Source organism: Nonomuraea longispora (genome assembly GCF_004348345.1).
In the GTDB taxonomy this organism is placed as follows: Bacteria; Actinomycetota; Actinomycetes; order Streptosporangiales; family Streptosporangiaceae; genus Nonomuraea; species Nonomuraea longispora.
In genome coordinates, this window is sequence record NZ_SMJZ01000030.1 from 36740 (window position 1) to 53473 (window position 16734).

At 68.4% G+C, this 16734-nt stretch carries 12 protein-coding genes and 1 pseudogene; 7 read left to right on the top strand and 6 right to left on the bottom strand.

The genetic code is table 11. The features are described 5' to 3' along the window. Positions 1-111: 111 nt before the first annotated feature. Complete coding sequence (locus E1267_RS10940) at positions 112-1536, top strand: FAD-dependent oxidoreductase (protein WP_132332314.1); 1425 nt, start codon at positions 112-114, stop codon at positions 1534-1536. Then, on the top strand, positions 1533-2864 hold the full coding sequence (locus E1267_RS10945) for an MFS transporter (protein ID WP_132332315.1): 1332 nt from the start codon (positions 1533-1535) through the stop codon (positions 2862-2864). The genes E1267_RS10940 and E1267_RS10945 overlap by 4 nt, the downstream gene beginning before the upstream one ends. On the opposite strand, the gene E1267_RS10950 is transcribed toward E1267_RS10945, so the two are convergent. Further along, positions 2830-3813 (bottom strand): sugar-binding transcriptional regulator, encoded by a 984-nt coding sequence (locus tag E1267_RS10950; protein WP_132332316.1) that lies wholly within the window; start codon positions 3811-3813, stop codon positions 2830-2832. The two genes, E1267_RS10945 and E1267_RS10950, sit on opposite strands and share 35 nt — an antisense overlap. Positions 3814-4248: 435 nt before the next feature. Between E1267_RS10950 and E1267_RS10960 the strand changes: the two genes are divergently transcribed. After that, the gene (locus tag E1267_RS10960; protein ID WP_132332317.1) at positions 4249-4983 is read left to right on the top strand and encodes a TetR/AcrR family transcriptional regulator; all 735 of its coding nucleotides are present in this window, start codon (positions 4249-4251) and stop codon (positions 4981-4983) included. Between the two features lie 20 nt (positions 4984-5003). Here E1267_RS10960 and E1267_RS10965 read toward each other — a convergent pair whose 3' ends face one another. Together E1267_RS10965 and E1267_RS10970 are read right to left on the bottom strand one after the other, a co-directional pair. Next, the gene (locus E1267_RS10965) at positions 5004-5867 is read right to left on the bottom strand and encodes an NmrA family NAD(P)-binding protein (protein WP_132332318.1); all 864 of its coding nucleotides are present in this window, start codon (positions 5865-5867) and stop codon (positions 5004-5006) included. A gap of 160 nt (positions 5868-6027) precedes the next feature. Then, positions 6028-6870, bottom strand: coding sequence for a helix-turn-helix transcriptional regulator (locus E1267_RS10970; RefSeq protein WP_132332326.1), 843 nt, complete (start codon positions 6868-6870; stop codon positions 6028-6030). Here E1267_RS10970 and E1267_RS10975 point away from each other — a divergent pair. Next, positions 6869-7912, top strand: coding sequence for an alcohol dehydrogenase (locus tag E1267_RS10975; RefSeq protein ID WP_132332319.1), 1044 nt, complete (start codon positions 6869-6871; stop codon positions 7910-7912). The two genes, E1267_RS10970 and E1267_RS10975, sit on opposite strands and share 2 nt — an antisense overlap. A 132-nt stretch (positions 7913-8044) precedes the next feature. On the opposite strand, the gene E1267_RS10980 is transcribed toward E1267_RS10975, so the two are convergent. Beyond that, positions 8045-8563: a hypothetical protein gene (locus E1267_RS10980; protein ID WP_132332320.1), complete on the bottom strand. Its 519-nt coding sequence runs from the start codon at positions 8561-8563 to the stop codon at positions 8045-8047. A gap of 78 nt (positions 8564-8641) precedes the next feature. On the opposite strand from E1267_RS10980, the gene E1267_RS10985 reads away from it, so the two are divergent. Then, entirely contained in the window at positions 8642-10768 is a 2127-nt protein-coding gene (locus E1267_RS10985) for a tetratricopeptide repeat protein (protein ID WP_132332321.1), read from the top strand. Positions 10769-10944: 176 nt separating this feature from the next. Here the strand turns inward: E1267_RS10985 and E1267_RS10990 are convergent, their stop codons facing one another. Next, positions 10945-14079: an AfsR/SARP family transcriptional regulator gene (locus tag E1267_RS10990; protein ID WP_165959554.1), complete on the bottom strand. Its 3135-nt coding sequence runs from the start codon at positions 14077-14079 to the stop codon at positions 10945-10947. 302 nt (positions 14080-14381) lie between these two features. Here E1267_RS10990 and E1267_RS10995 point away from each other — a divergent pair, with 302 nt between their 5' ends. Further along, entirely contained in the window at positions 14382-15551 is a 1170-nt protein-coding gene (locus E1267_RS10995) for a hypothetical protein (protein ID WP_220449416.1), read from the top strand. After that, positions 15548-16486 carry a carbohydrate kinase family protein gene (locus E1267_RS11000; protein WP_132332324.1) on the top strand — a complete coding sequence of 313 codons (939 nt, stop codon included), beginning with the start codon at positions 15548-15550 and terminating at the stop codon, positions 16484-16486. Before E1267_RS10995 ends, E1267_RS11000 begins: the two co-directional genes overlap by 4 nt. A 94-nt stretch (positions 16487-16580) precedes the next feature. Here the strand turns inward: E1267_RS11000 and E1267_RS11005 are convergent. Next, a pseudogene (locus E1267_RS11005) lies at positions 16581-16682 on the bottom strand (SDR family NAD(P)-dependent oxidoreductase); the annotation flags it as partial. Positions 16683-16734: the final 52 nt, after the last annotated feature.

The window sequence follows — 16734 nt, forward strand, 5'->3', positions numbered from 1 at the left end:
CGCGCCCGGAACTCATCGCTGCCCTGGAGATTTGACCGTACAAAACGTGCTCTCTGCACGTTCGTGCATATTTCTTGCCCATCCGTGCACGCAGAAGTCACAGTGGCGCGCATGGATTCGACTACCCTCCGCTATACGCGCGACATCCCGGTCGGTGAGCCCACGGACGTTCTCGTCGTGGGAGGCGGGCCCGCGGGCCTGGCCGCCGCGATCGCCGCCGCACGGGCCGGGGCGTCCGTACGGCTCGTCGAGCGGTTCGGCTTCCTCGGCGGCAACCTGACCGCCGGGCTGGTCGGCCCCTGCATGACGTCGTTCTCGCTGGACGGCAGCACGCAGCTGATCCGCGGCGTCTTCGACGAGTTCGTCCGCAGGATGGAGGCCGCCGGTGGAGCGGTCCACCCTTCGCGCACCAGGGCGGGAAGCCAGTACTCCGGATTCATGGTGTTCGGGCACGAAGCCGTCACGCCGTTCGACCCCGAGACCGCCAAGCAGGTCGCGATGGAGATGTGTCTGGAGGCCGGGGTCGAGCTGCTGCTGCACAGCTTCGTCGCTGACACCCTGGTGGCGGACGGGCAGGTCACGGGCGTCGTCGTCGCGAACAAGAGCGGGCTGGCCGTGGTGCCCGCCACGGTCACCGTGGACTGCTCGGGCGACGGCGACGTGGCGGCGCGCGGGGGCGCCGCCTACGAGTACGGCCGGTCGAGCGACGGCGCCGTGCAGCCGATGACGGTGTTCTTCCGGGTGTCGAACGTCGACGACGCCAAGGTGCAGGCCTACCAGGACACGCACCCCGACGAACTGTTCCCCTATCAGGGCATCGTCGAGCGGGCCCGCGGGGAGGGCCGGTTCCCGATCCCGCGCCGCGGCGTCCAGCTGTTCAAGACGCTGGAGCCGGGCGTCTGGCGGATCAACACCACGAGGGTCCTCGGCATGGACGGCACCGACGTCGGAGACCTGACCCGAGCCGAGGTGCTCGGCCGGCGGCAGGTGCGGCAGCTGATGACGTTCTTCCACGAGAACCTGCCCGGCCTGGAGGAGGCCAAGCTGCTCGACACCGCCGCCACGGTGGGTGTGCGCGAGAGCAGACGTATCGTCGGTGAGTACGTCCTGACCTTGGAGGATCTCGTCGACGGGAAACATTTCGACGACGTCGTGGCCGTGGCCGGCTACCCGGTCGACATCCACAGCCCGGTCAGCGGCGACGGGCCGTTCGAGGACGGCATCCCGCCGACCGCGAACATCTACGAGATCCCGTTCCGCAGCCTGCTCCCGGTGGAGCTCGACGGTGTTCTCGTGGCCGGCCGGTGCATCTCCGCGACCCACGAGGCGCTGGCCGCCGTGCGGGTGATGCCACCGTCGTTCGCGATGGGCGAGGCGGCGGGGCTGGGCGCGGCGATGGCGGTCGCCGCCGGCGTCGCGCCGCGGCGGGTCGACGTGCCCGCGCTCCAGCAGCGGCTGCTCGACCAGGGCGCCTACCTCGGCCCGCGGGCCGAGCGGCTCCCGGCCGCGAGCGGCGGGCCGGGAGGCGGACGATGATCCGCCGCGTGGTCTCCGCGAGCACGATCGGGACCGCGCTCGAATGGTACGACTTCATGTTGTACGGCACCGCGGCCGCGCTCGTGTTCGGCAAGGTGTTCTTCCCCGAAGGCGACCCGCTCGCGGCGACACTGGCCTCGCTCGGCACGTTCGCGGTCGGCTTCTTCGCCCGCCCCGTCGGCGGCATGCTCTTCGGCCACCTCGGCGACCGGTACGGACGGCGGTTCGTGCTCGTCGTGACGTTGACGGTGATGGCCGTCTCGTCGACGGCGATCGGCCTGATCCCCGACTACGCGTCGATAGGCGTCGCCGCCCCGGTGATCCTCGTCCTGCTGCGGATCACGCAGGGTCTCGGCGCGGGAGCGGAGTACGCGGGCGGCGCGCTGATGGCCGCCGAGCACGCGCCTCCCGGCCGTCGCGGGTTGTTCGCCGCGATCCCGCCCACGGGCAACGCGCTCGGTGTCATCCTCGCCACCCTCGTGTTCACCCCGTTCACGTGGCTGGCCCAGGACGCGTTCCTCGGCTGGGGCTGGCGGGTGCCGTTCCTCGTCAGCATCCTGATCCTGCCCGTCGGCCTCTACATCAGGTCACGGGTGGACGAGACGCCGGCGTTCACCGAGACCGTCAAGGCCGGCGACCGGAGCGCCGCGCCCCTGGTCGCGGTGCTGCGGGAGGCGCCGGGGTCGCTGCTGAAGGGTTTCCTGGTCAGTGTCGGGCCGAACGTGGCGACGTACATCCCGAGCGTCTACGCGCTGTCGTACGTCACCGACAACGTCGGCCTGGCCGCGGCGGTCGCCACGGGTGGGCTGCTCGTGGCCAACACGATCAAACTCGTCACGCTGCCGCTGTGCGGCGCGCTGTCCGACCGGTTCGGGCGCAGGCCGGTGTTCATCGCGGGGGCCGTGCTGTGCGCCGTCGCCGCGTTCCCGTTCTTCTGGCTGCTCGACACCGGCAACGTGCTGCTGGTGTGGCTGGCCATGCTCCTCGTGCTGACGTTCGCGAACGACCTGATGCTGGGCTCGCAGGCGTCGATGTTGCCGGAGCAGTTCCCGACCCGGATGCGGTTCACGGGAGTGGCGGCGAGCCGGGAGCTGGCCGCGGCGGCCGCGGGCGGCACCCTGCCGTTCATCGCGGCCTTCCTGACCGCGCGCACGCAGGGCACATGGGCGATCTCGGCGCTGATGGTCGTCATGTGCGCCGTCGCGGTCGCCGGCGCGCTGGGCGTCAGGGAGGGCCGCAACGTACCGTTCGGCGGGGGCGGCGAGGAGTCCGACGGCGGCTCACCGGCCGCGCTCACGGATGTCGCTCCAACAGAACGTGGGCGGTGATCTCGTCGATGACGAGCTCGGTGACGTAGCCGCCGGTGAGCGCCGCGTGCAGGGCGTCGACCTTGTGGTCGCCCGACACGGCGCAGATCCGGTGCTTGATCTGCCGGAACTGGTCGAGGTCGGGCCCGCTCGTCCTGGCGTTGAACCTGACGCCGTCGTGCGTCCCGTCCAGCCGGTAGAACGAGGTGGCGATGTCGCCGACGGCTCCGTCCTCCGCCAGCGAGGCGAAGTCGCCCTCGTCGAGGAAATAGCCGCTCAGGTAGGGGCTGCTGGGCATCCCGTCGGTCACGGTGCCTACGCTGAACAGCGCCGCGTCGGCGCTCTGCTGCAGCTCGACGACCCAGCGCACGCTGCGCTCGCGCAGCAGCAGCTCCTTGGCCCGCGGTGAGTCGAAGAACAGCGGTACGGGGAACTGCTGCACGTAGGCGCCGAACGCCGACCCGAAGGCGGACAACATGGAGCCCGCGTAGTGCATGCCGGTCGTACGCGCGTTGCCGAGGCCGTTGAGCTGCACGATCTGGCAGTTGGTGGTCTCCTTGGGCACCAGGCAGCGGCTGATGGCGTTGACCATCGTGCCCCACGACAGGCCGATGATCATGTCGGAGTCGAACACCGAGGTGAGCAGCCGTGCCGTGTAGACGGCGCACCGTTCCAGCCGCTCCACCGTCGAGGCGGTCGTCGGCACCGGCACCACGTGCGCGTGCACGGCGTACCGTCCGGCGAGCTCGGCCTCACTCCGCGTCGACCGGGTGCGGGGCGGCATCACGCGGATCTCGACTAGGCCGACGTCACGCGCGTAGGCGAGCAGCCTGGACACGGTCGAGCGTGAGGCGCCGAGCTCCCTGGCGATCGTGTCCATCGTGACGCCGTGCAGGTAGTACTTCCTCGCCGCCCACAGCGCATCCTCCACGCGGTGGTCGACGGCCGGGCGTTCACCTTCGACGGACATACGGCCTTCCTACAGCGGCAGGCGGCCGATCGGCAAGCGTCGTCCCAGGTGGGAGCCCGCAAAGAGGCCGGGTGAACCGGCCGCTGGACATCAGGCGGCGCCCCCGCCACCCTGTCTTCGAGCTCTCGCAGAGTCGCCATGAGCGGCACAGCAGCGGCAGGACACCGCGGGGACCAGCCGATGTGCCTGCCTGCGCAGACACCTTCAGGGCGGCGTGGGGAAGCCCTCACTCTCCCGCGCCGCCGAGGCCCAGGCCGCGCCGCGCCGCGCACGCGGTAGCGGTGGCGGAGCGGCGATTCCCCCAACTCCCGCTTGAACGCGGTGCTGAACGCGCTCTTCGACGCGTAGCCCAGCTCGGCGTCCGCCCGGCCGATCACCGACTGCTCGCGACATGACAGTGAACACCGATACGGGCGCAGCGGTATCGTTGCATCCATGCGGACAAGGGCGGACACCTCGCCGGGCTCCACGCCGGAGGGCGGAGGACGCGAGCTGACCCGCCGGCGGGTGGTCGAGGCCGCGGCCGGCCTTCTGGCACGCGAGGGACGCGAGGCGGTCACCACCCGCGCGGTAGCCGCCGCGGCCGGCGTGCAGCCCCCCGCGATCTACCGCCACTTCGACGACATGGACGGTCTGCTCGACGCGGTGGCCGAGCACGGCTACACCCGGTTCATCGAGACCAAGCGCGCCGTCCCCACCCCCGACGACCCGGTCGACGACCTGCGGGCGGGCTGGGACCTCGCCGTCGAGTTCGGGCTCGCCAACCCGGCGCTCTACGCGATGTTGTACGGCGAGCCGAGGCGCGGCACGGACTCACCCGCGCACAGGGCCGGCATGGAGATGCTCCACGGGCGCATCCGCCGCATCGCCGCGGCGGGCAGGCTCCGCGTCGACGAACCGCTCGCCGCCGCCATCATCCACGCCACCGCCCGCGGCGCCGTGCTCACCTGGCTGTCACTCCCCGAGGACGGGCGCGACCCGGCCCTGCTGACCGCCATGCGCGAGTCCATGGTCACCGCCGTCACCACGGACGAACCGGCCGTGCAGGACCCCGGCCCCGCAGGCGCGGCCAGGGCACTGCGCGCCGCGCTGCCGCAGCAGAGCACGCTCAGCGAGGCGGAGCAGCACCTGCTCGGCGAGTGGCTCGACCGCCTGGCCGCCGACGTGTAGCCCTCGGCCGCCGGCGGCCCTCAGACGGTGGCCAGGTCCTTGCGTACGACGGCGCTCAGCGGGGTGGGTGCGTGGCCGAGCAGGGTGGCCAGGGTCGGGTCCACGGTGGCGAACTCGCCGGCGCGGGCGGCGGCGAACATGCCGAGCAGGTGGCCCGCGTACTCGTCTGGCACGCCGTGCTCGGTCAGTTGCCGCCGGAAGGCGTCGTCGGGCGCGACGACCCTGGTGACGGTGCGTCCGGTGACCTCGCCGGCGATGCGGGCGACGTCGTCGAAGGTCAGTGCCTCGGCCGCGGTGAGCGGAGGAGTGGGGCCGTCGAAGCGGCCCTCGCCGGCCAGGACGGCGGCGGCCGCGTCGGCGAGGTCCTCGTGTGAGGTCCAGCTGACCGGCCCGTCCGCGGGGAGCACGAGGTGGTCGGAGCGCATGGCCTGGGCGAGGAGCCGCACCGCGTTGGCGGCGTAGAAGCCGTTGCGCAGCGAGGTGAACGGCACGCCGCACTTTCGCAGCGCCTCCTCGGTCGCGGCGTGGTCGCGGCAGGCCTGGAAGTGCGAGGAGGCACCGGCCGCCATGTGGCTGGTGTAGAGGACGCGGCGGGCGCCCGCCGCGACGGCCGCGTCGATCGCGGCGCGGTGTCGCCGTACGGCCTCCTCACCCAGCGCGTCGATCGAGACGATGAGCACCTGCGTGGCGCCCTCGAAGGCGTGGGCCAGGGTGGCGGCCTCGGCGAAGTCGCCGCGCCGCACGCGCACGCCCTGGTCGGCGAAGGCCTGTGCCTTGCCGGGGTCGCGGACGCTGACGCCCACCTGGCCCGCGGGCACGCGGGTGAGCAGCCGCTCGACGATCTGGCGCCCGAGCAGTCCGGTGGCGCCGGTCACGATGATCATGTCGTACTCCCGTGGGTCCGTTCCGATGGAAACACGACGATCGTATCACTGATAATATCAATGGAATCAATGACGAGTATCACTGATAACTACAGGGGGCGTGACGGTGGTGTCGCGGGCCCCATGCCGGCGTCGACGGGAATCGTCTCCGGATGGCCGTTCACCTGGTCTCTGCGGAGGGCGTCGCGGGCGCGGCCAGGCCGCTCAGCAGCCGGATCGCGTCGGCGCTGGCCGAGCCGGGCTCGACGTTGTAGACGCACAACGTCTGGTCGGGGTCGCCGGAGGGCTGGAAGGACTCGTACGAGAAGTGCAGCTCCCCGACCGCCGGGTGGTGATAGCACTTCGTGCCGTGGGTGCGGCGCAGCACCCGGTGGTCGTTCCACCAGGTGGTGAACTCGGGGCAGCGCAGGGTGAGCTCGCCGACGAGCTCGGCCAGCCGCCGGTCGTCCGGGTGGCGGCCGGCCTCGAGGCGGAGCATGGCGACCGTCTCGGCGGCGATCTGTTCCCAGTCACCCACCCGGTCACGGGCGACGGGATCCAGAAGGTAGTAGCGGGCGAGGTTGCGCTGCGGTGCTGGAAGGGCGTCGAAGTCGGTCAGGACCTCGCGCGCCAGGCGGTTGGCGGCCAGGATGTCGGTACGCCGGCCCACGACGAAGGCGGGCACGTGCTCCAGCGTCTGCAGCGTCAGATAGAGGCCAGAACGGACCCGTTGCGGGGCCGACGGGGCCCGGCGCGCCGGCCGCCCCAGCAGGTCGATGAGGTGCTCGCGTTCGGCGGGGTCGAGCTGGAGGGCCCGCGCCAGGGCCTCGACGACCTCCGGGGACGGCGTGCCCACGCGGCCCTGCTCCAGACGGGTGTAATACTCGTACCTGCCTTCTCGGTACCTGCCCGCGAAGGGCCTGCTCAGAGCCCTTGCCGAGGGCTGTGGCGTGGTGTCCTGGGTATGGGTCCGGTGCGGACCGGTTCCGCCACAACACAGTCTCCTGCCCAGGGGGTTCACCATGTCCACGGACACTTCCGCCAAGCCGCTGACCGTACGAGCCGCTCAGGTCACCGAACCCGGCGGCGCGTTCGACGTGGTCGAGCGCGAGCTGCCCGAGCCGCGGCGCGGTCACGTCAGGCTGACAGTCGAGGCGTGCGGCGTCTGCCGTTCCGACGCCGCGTTCGTCAACGCCGCCTTTCCCGACGTGCCGTTCCCTCTGGTGACCGGCCACGAGATCGCCGGACGCGTCGAAGCCACGGGCGAGGACGTCGAGGACTGGAACGTCGGCGACCGGGTGGCCGTCGGCTGGTTCGGCGGCAACTGCGGCACGTGCCCCGCCTGCCGCCGCGGCGACTTCATCCACTGCGCGCGCATGCAGGTGCCCGGCTGGGCCTACCCCGGCGGGTACGCCGAGGCCGTGGTCGTACCCGTGTCCGCGCTGGCCCGCATCCCCGACGAGCTCGGCGCCACCGAGGCCGCGCCCATGGGATGTGCCGGCGTGACCACGTTCAACGCGCTGCGCCACAGCGCGGCCGGTCCTGGCGAGCTCGTCGCCGTGCTCGGCGTCGGCGGGCTCGGCCACCTGGGCGTGCAGTTCGCGAACAAGCTCGGCTTCGAGACCGTGGCCGTCGCGCGGGGCGCCGACAAGGCCGACGCGGCCAAGCGCTTCGGCGCCCACCACTACATCGACAGCACCGCGGGTGACGTGGCCGGGCAGCTGCAGGCCCTGGGTGGGGCGAAGGTCGTCCTCGCCACCGCGGCCAGCTCAGCCGCCATGGGCGCCGCCATCGACGGGCTGGGCGACAACGGCGAGCTCATCGTGCTCGGCGCCACGCCCGAACCCATCCAGGTCAGCCCCTTCCAGCTCATCTCGTCGAGCAGGACCGTGCACGGCCACCCGTCCGGCACCGCACGCGACGTCGAGGAGACTTTGCGCTTCGCCGCCCTGACCGGCATCCGGCCCATGATCGAGACCCGCCCGCTGGACGACGTCGCGGCGGCCTACGACCGCATGATGTCCGGCGACGCCCGCTACCGCATGGTCCTCACCACCGGCAGGTGACCGGTGGTCGGATCCGCAGGGTGTGACGCAATGCCCGGGAATGAGCAACGCCGCTCCCATCGCCCGGTGGTCGGCGGCGGGAGCGGTTCCCAGAATCGTGGCCCTTCGGACTCCTGGGCCACGGAGGGCTGATCAGGACCTGCCGAAATTGATCGAACCCAGGACATCGCCGGTCTGAATGACCGGCCCACTGATGCGAGCGTCGCCACCGATGGTGTTGTGCACGTCATGCTTGTACTGAATGAGGTGCATCGTGTTGGTCGTCCACGCGATCAGGGCCTGCTCGAACTCGGCATCCGCCTTCGCCTGGTCCACCAGCACCTTGGCAACCTCCTCCGGCGACTTTGTGTCGGTCTGTTCCAGGGCTGCCACGGCCGCATCGCCATCGCCGAAACGGCGGCGTACAAGCGCGGTCAGCGAGGTCCAGGCGTGCTTTCCAGCCTCTCCGGCGGCCCCTCCCACTATTGCGGAGACGATCGCTGCCAGAGTCGGGATCGTGCTCGGGTCCATCACGCCTCTTTCGGGGTAGAGGTTTCCTCCAGAGTAGAGCGTCGCCGGCGGAGCCCGCATCGCGCCTGGCCGCGTGCGGACGGTAGTCGCCTGCTGCATATGAATCCTCGATGGATTGCAGTGCACTTTGAAATCGGTCATTGTTGCACATGTCTTTTATCCCGAGTCGCTTCAACATGTACAGGGGCTACCGGAGCCTGAGATTGGTGTCCAAACGACGTGAAAGCGAACCGAAACCTGTCCGAAATTGTACATAACGATGTAACTGGAGTGGTTCACGGTCCGCTGGTTCAGGCGCGTGACGTATTCGGTGGCGTCCATTTCCATACTCCGGCTTCGCTGCCGGCACCCAGCCAGCTTCCGCCACGGCCGCGCCTGGTTGACCGTGAAGCCGCCTTGGCTCAGCTCAACGTCCTGCGAGAGGAGGTGAAGGATGTCCCGCTTACCGTGCTGGTAACGGGACCCGCGGGCGTGGGAAAGTCCGCGCTGTCTGTTGCTTGGGCGCACATGATTCGTTCGGATTTCGCGGATGGGCAGTTGTACGCCGATCTTCGCGGACATTCCGGCACTGGCCCGGCGTCCCCTCGCGACGTGCTGGGCGACTTTCTGCACTCCCTGGGCGTCCCAACGGACCTCATTCCAGGAGACCTGGCGCAGCGGGCGGCGCTGTACCGCACGGTGACCCAGGACCAGCGGGTTCTCGTACTTCTCGATGACGCGATGACCGCCGCTCAGGTGCGGCCGCTGCTCCCGGCCTCGCCGGCAAGCACCACCGTGGTGACCAGCAGATACCGGCTGGCCGGCCTGCTGCTGCAGGGAGTACGTGGCGTGTACGTTGATCGGTTCGACGCCGAGTCAAGCCTGGCCCTTCTCCGTGACGCCCTCGGGAGCGACCGGCTGGAACAACAGCGCGAGGCAGCCTCCGAACTGGTCGAGCTGTGCATGCGGCTGCCGCTGGCCCTGAGCGTCGCGGCGGCCCGCCTGGCCGCGCGTCCAAGCTGGCCTCTCCGGGAGATGGTCATTGCGTTGACCGAGCAACAGAGGACCCTGGCGGCGTTGACGATCGAAGATGATGTCGCGTTGCGTTCCGCGTTGGACCTCTCCTACCGCGTGCTCCGCTCCGACGCGGCCCGGCTGTACAGATTTCTGAGCCTCATCCCGGGAGACATGTTCGGCGATGATGCGGCAGCCGCGCTGGCCGACATCTCGAGGATGGAGTCGCGGCGGCTGCTGGGGGAGCTGACCGACGCGAACCTGCTGACCGACACGGCCGACGGGCGTTATCGCTTTCATCACGCGCTGGTCCGGTTGCACGCCTGCCAGTTGGCGGAGGCAGAGGACCAGAGGGAGGTCCGGGATCTCGCTGTCGGGCGATTGCTCGGCTGGTATCTCGCCACTGCCGCGCGCGCGGAGAACCGGTTGAGGCCATACCGTACTCGACTTCCCCGAGATGCCGAACCGCCTCCCTCCGAGGTGACCGACTTCGGTGGGCCGGAGGATGCGATCGAGTGGCTGGAGTCCGAGCGCGCGAACCTGAGCGCCGCCGTCACGCTGGCACACGAGCGGGGACGGGAGGCGACCGCATGGCAGCTCGCTGACTCCATGTGGGCTCTCTTCCTCTTCATGGGTCATCACCTGGAACGTGTGAAGGTGGAGGAAACAGGATTGGCCGCCGCACGCTCCTGCGGTGACCTGCACGCCGAAGGGAAGATGCTGAACCGCCTGGGGCTGAGTCTCGATGCCCTCGGGCGTCATGATGAGGCCGTAACGCGGTTCGAAGAGGCCCTCGAGATCTGGCGACGGCTCGGCGAGAAAGAGAGGGAAATCGGTTCGCTGCGCAGGCTCGGGCTGGTCGCCGCCAGGCGAGGTGACTTCGACGTGGCCATCAGCCGGCTCGTGGACGTGACCGCTGCCTACCATACGCTCGGTGTCGATCGGAAGACTGCTCTGGCTCTGATCGATCTGGCGGGCGTGCTCCTCGCGCAGGGCCGTGCCACGGACGCCGTGATCCACCTGGAGCGGGCTCGTCAGCTGCTACGACGCGTGGACGACTCGTACAACAGGGCCCGTGTGGGCATCTTCCTCGGCCATGCGCAGGCGAGTTCCGGGAATTTCGGCGAGGCGGACCAGGAACTGCATGCCGCCCTCGATGCGATGTCCAAGCTGGGATCGTCGGTAGGGCAGGCTGCGGCGTTGGAAGGCCTGGGGGATCTGGCGGAACGCACGGGCCGGCGGGACGACGCAAGACGGATGTATGAGGCGGCACTGGACATGGTAGGCCAGGACGGATCTATCGGATATATCAGAATTAAGGCGCGTCTTGATGGGTTTGCCCGTTATGCTTAGATTCGTCAGAGAGAGAGGCAGGGCCACCGCTCGGCGATGACCCTGTATGATGGGATGGTCATCCCATCATAATAAGCCACTCGAAAAAGGGCATAGCTCCTCTTCTGGATCGTTGTGGATGAAAATGCATCCCGAAGGACACGTCCAACTTATCTGGTAAGCGGGACTTTCGTAAATTATGCACCAGTCGTCCCGAGTGTGTCGAGGCGTTTCCGTAGGGATCTCGCTTCCGGCGCGCCGAGACGCTCGAAGATCGTGAGGGCCTGTCGCCACGGGCGCTCGGCTGCCTTCCTGTCGCGCATGCGGAGAAGGGCTTCGCCCAGCCCCGTAAGTGAGCTTGCCTCAAGAAACGGGTCGCCCAGCTCGTGGGCGAGGGCCAACGCCCGCTCGTAGGTCTCCCGGGCGAAGGCGAACTGGCCGCTGTGCCGCTGGCTGTCGCCGATCCTCTGAAGCGCACGCGAGGATTCGTACGGATCTCCTATGGTCCGTGCAATGGAGAGTGCCTTCTGGAAATGAATCAGTGCCTCGGCGTTGAGGTCCATGCCCAGATAGGTCGATCCGATATTGCTCAGGGTGTGGGCCTCGTGTCGGCGGTCGCCGGTTTCCCGGCATATCGCCAACGCCTCACGATAGAAGTGCAGGGCTTCGTCGCGTCGTCCCTCACGCTCATGGCAGTTGGCGATGTTGTTGAGCCCGACCGCCTCGTTCTGACGCCATCCTGCTTCTCGCAGAATGGCGAGCGCCTGCCTGAAGAGGCTGAGCGCACTGCGGTAGTCGCCGCGGCTGAAGTGTAATTCGCCGAAATTGTTCAGAACCATTGCCTTCGTGGCGACGTCGCCCCCGCCGTTCGCGATCTCAAGGCAGGACTCGAAGGCCGCCGTCGCCTCTTCGGCGAGCCCGAGATACGACAGTGCGATCCCCGAGTGCAGCAAGGCGTTGCCTTCACCGTGCCGGTCTCCGATGGCCCGGAACAGCGCGATCGCTTTCCGCGCGTGTTCCAGGGCCTCCCGGTTCCGTCCGGAGAGCCAGGAAAGGCGGGCGAGATGGTCCAGCGTGTCCGCCTCGCCGCCCCGGTCTCCCAACGCGCGGAAGGCGTTGATGCCCTTGATGGCGTGTTCCAAGGCCGCCGCATAATGACCCGTGCGGCTCCGTACCAAGCTGAGTTCGAGTTCGACGCGCGCTTCTCCCTCGCGATCGCCGATCTGCCGGCAGACTCGGCGGGTCAGTTCGTGTGCACGGGCAGCGTCCTCCCAGTGCGCTGATCGCTCCAGGTACGTCGCGACAGCCCGCGAAAGCTGGATCGCATGCACGGGATATCCATGCTCTGCCGTGTAGTGCACGCACATCAGCACGTTGGCCCACTCGTCCCGCAGCCACTCGGCTGCGGAACGTGGGCTGTCAACGAAAGCTGGGTCAGGCGGGTGGGGGACACGCACGTCGGCGCGGCGTCTGTGCGGATAGAGAATGCGATCGGCCCGGTCCGCGGTGTACAGGTAGAAATCAAGCATGCGGCGGACGGCTCGTCGTGGCTCCCCTGCGGGTTCTTCCTCGACGGCGCGTTCCCGGGCGTATGCGCGCAGGAGGTCGTGAAAACGGATCCGGCCTGATTCTGGTTCTTCCACAAGATGGCGATCGATCAATTCTTCCAGGGCGCTTTCCGCCCGATACCGATCGCACCCGATCAGCGCGGCGGCCGCGCCGACAGTGAGGTCGGCGCCGACATGCAGGCCAATACGGCGGAACGCCCTCCGCCGTTCCGATGACAATTCCCGGTACGACAGATCGAACGCGGTGGACAGGTTGCTGTCTCCCGCGTGCATCTCGGCCAGCCCGCCCTTGGACTGCGACAGCTTCGCCACCAGGTCCCCGACGCCTCGCGCCGGCCGGTGGCGAAGCTTGTTCGCCATGATCGTGACCGCCAGCGGGAGATGCCCGCACAGGCTGACGAGCCGGTTGACGTCACCGGCGTCGAGTGGTCGGCCCTGGCCCACGATCCGGCGGAAGAGGAGCGCCGCCTCGGGCGGAATCAACGCATCCAGCGAAAGTGGCCGCGCACCCTCCAGTCCGGTGAGCCGTCGCCGACTCGTGACCAGCACGAGACAGCCCGGCTTTCCCGGGAGGAACGGCCTGACCTGGTCAGCGCTGGCTGCGTCGTCGAGCACGATCAATATCCGGCGATCGGCGAGCCGTGCGCGCCACAGTGCGGCACGCGGCTCCAGCCCATCCGGGATCCGTTGAGGGTCATCCCCGAGAAGCCGGAGCAGCATTTCGAGTCCGTGGCCGGGATCGACCGGTGGTTGGTGGGGATCGTGGGCGCGGAGATGCAAGTACCACCGCCCGTCGGGATAGCGGTCCGCCAGCTTATGAGCCATGTGGATGGCGAGCGCCGTCTTGCCGACACCTGCCATCCCGTCAATCGCTCTGATCATTACCGAGGCGGAGGAATGCTCCACTTCGTCGTACAAACGGGCCAGTTCCGTTTCCCGTCCCGTGAAGTCCGGAATATCGCGGGGTAGATTGTCGTTGAGCGGTGCCGCGGCGACGTGGTGGCGTGCTGGGGGTGTGGCCAGGCCGGCATCGCCGCGCAATATGCGCTCGTAGGTGCCGCGCAGGGAAGGCCCGGGGTCGGCTCCAAGGTCCTCCACGAGGCGGTGACCTGCCCGATGATAGGCCTCCAATGCCTCGCCCTGCCGTCCGCAGCGATAGAGCGCGACCATCAAATGTTCGACGAATGACTCGTCATAAGGATGCTGGTGGACCAGGCCGTACAGCTCTCCGACCAACTCCGCGTGACCACCCATCTCGAGTTCCATGGCAAGCCGCATGCCGATGGCCGCCCGATGCTCACTCTCGAGACTCGTCCGCAACTTCGTGACCCATTCCCCGGACAACCCGGAGAGTGGATCGCCACGCCATAGTTCCTCCGCCTCCCTGAGCAGGCGCAGCGCGTCGTCGGGGTTCCCGCTGTCCGAGATTGCCCGGGCCTGAGCTTTCAGCCGACGGAAACGATGCAGGTCAACGCTTTGGCGATCGACCTCCAGGACGTACGCGCCGGAACGATAACTCAGCCGAGGCGCAGCTTCACCGTGGTTCAGCCGGCCACGCAGGCGTGCGATATAGCTGTGCACGTTTCCACGGGCTTTCGCCGGCGGGGCGTCGTCCCATACGCGGTTGATCATCGTTTCGATGGACACAGGCTGTCCAGGAGTCAAGAGCAGGATGGCCAGTATGTGCCGTTCCTTGACCGAGCCGAGCTCGCGTGCCTCTCCGTTGGCCCGCAACTCCACGGAGCCGAGGATTCGGAACTCCACGAGTGTCCTTCCCATGGGCAAAGACCCCTGCTGACAGTTTCCCGCAGACCCGGTTCATGGTCCATATGCCGCCTGTTACATGACTTGTCTGCGTCATGGTTGTTGCAAGGTTTTGTCCAGGTGTCTCGTGGATTCTTGGAACGTGCCATTAGACGGGGATTTCGGCCAGGCGAATACGGCGATGTGAAACCACGCCGTCGAGGACAGGGGGGTTCGAAAGTCTGATGTCGTGTTCAGAGGGGTACCGCGTGCCGGTTGGGCCGGATGCGCCGCGCTGGGTGACGGGCCGCAGGAGGAAGACCGTGCTGGTGGTCGTGCACACGGTGACATCGGGCCAACGTCTGCTGGACGTTGTCCGCCTTCTTGGAGCTGACCTCCGGATCCAGGTGGTCTTCACCATGGCGCCGGACGTCTTCAGCAATGGGGTGGCCGAGCTGCTCATCAGGATCGGTGGTGTGACGCTGCCATGGCACCTGGCCATCCGCGAGCGGTTCGACCTCGCCATCTGCGCCGCTTATGGGGGCATCGAGAATCTCCATGCACCACTCGTCGTCATCCCGCATGGAGCCGGCTACACCAAACTGGTCAGCCGTCGATCGGGCGGCGGAGCAGTCGCGGCCCGCGGCGTGTACGGGCTGAGCGCCCAGGAACTGGTGCGTGACGGTACCGTGATCCCGTCGGCCATTGTGCTCGCTCACGAGGCAGAGCGGCTGCGGCTGGCGCGGAGCTGCCCCGAGGCCGTGGCGGTCGCTGAAGTCGTCGGTGACGCCTCCCACGACCGGTTGGTGGCCAGTTCACCGCGGCGCCGCGCCTATCGACACGCCCTCCGGGTTCCGGCTGAGCAGGAGCTGGTCGTTGTGACCTCCACCTGGGGACCCAGTTCTCTCTTCGGCATGCACCCAGGGCTGCTGAGGCGAATGTTGTCCGAACTCCCCCGCGACCGTTATCGCGTCGCCGCGCTTCTCCATCCGAACATCTGGTTCGGCCACGGCGTTTGGCAGATCCGTACCTGGCTGGCCGACTGCTTGCGGGAAGGGCTGGAGCTGGTACCACCAGAGGCGGATTGGCGCGGCGTCCTCGTGGCCGCTGATCACGTGGTGGGCGACCACGGTTCGGCTGCGGTCTACGCGACGGTCTCCGGAGCCTCCGTCTTACTGGTGGGCGATGCGGGAGACGACGTGGATTCTGCGTCGGCGGGAGGACTCCTGGCGTCGACAACACCCCGCATGCGACTGGACCAGCCTCTGCCGGCCCAGTTGCGCCGGGCCGCTGCCACCCACCATCCGGGACGGCATGCTGCGGTTGTGGCACGCCTTACTTCGACACCAGGTCACTTCGACCGGAACATGCGGCGCCTGATGTACCGGCTGATGCGGCTGCCACAGCCACTCACTCTGCCGACCGCAGACCCGGTCCCCCTGCCTTATCCGACCTGCTCGCCGAACCACGCGGCCTTCCAGGAGCACAAATGAGCAGCACGATAGTCGTAGCCGGTGTGACCAGCCTGTACATGGCCATGCCGGTGATGGATTTCCCTCTGCCGTACGCATCGCAGAGGTTCCCCGAATGGATGCGAGCCGAGGTTTCCGGGGCTGCTTGCCATATCGCCAGCACCCTCCACACCCTCGGCGACGAGGCCCGCCTCTGCACCCTCGTGGGAAGGGACCTGGCGGGCCAGGCGATCAGAACCTCACTGCGTGCCCGAGGACTGTGGGGACCAGGGGCGGTGACAGCGCCGCAATCCTCTCTCGGCGTTGTGCTGGTGGCCTCGGACGGGCAACGCTCCGGCCACCCGTATGTCGCCGGAGTCAATACCGTCGAGTATCCCGTCGAGGTGTTCCGTCGCCTCGTCCACGGTGCCGACCTGGCCGTACTCACCAATGCCGCCTTCGTCCAGCCCTTGTTGAGGCATGCATGTGAGCGCGGTGTGCCGATCGCGGTCGACGTTCATCTGATCACGGACGTGGACGACGCGTACAACCGACCATGGTTGGAGGTCGCCGACATCATCTTCTGCAGCCACGAACGGCTGCCATGCTCTCCCAGAAGGTGGGTGGAGAAGATCTTCCACCGTTACCCTGGGTGCTCGGTCGCCGCCGTCGGCCTTGGCGGACGAGGTTGCGTCATGGGGCTGGCCGACGGCGCTCTGATCAAGGCCGCGGCTGTCGCTCCGCGTGGAGTCGTGAGCACCGCCGGCGCCGGAGACGCGCTGTTCGCATCGTTCGTCCACAGCTGGCTCGCCACTCGGAATCCTGCGGAGGCGCTGGAAGACGCGGTGCTTCACGCCGGCTGGAAAGTGGGTGGCACTTTTCCTGGTGCGACCTCTCTGACAGCCGTGGAACTGGCTCGGCTGCGGGAAACCCACCCTGTCGACACGGTGCTCGGCCGCTGGGACAGCCTCGAATGACAGCGGGTCGTCGCCGAGCCGGTCGGCGGTGCCTTGCGGCGTGCGGGAACCGAGCGGATTTGTCGCCGGGCGCTGTCAGGCGGCGGCGGGCCGCCAGCACGACCGCGGCGCCCTTGGCGGCGAAGGCGACGGCCGTGGCCCGGCCGATCCCGCTGGACGCGCCGGTCATGACGACGACCTTGTCCTTGACCCTCATGGACGGCGACACCTACCCCACGCGACCGGCTGACCGGGGGCCGCCGGTGGGG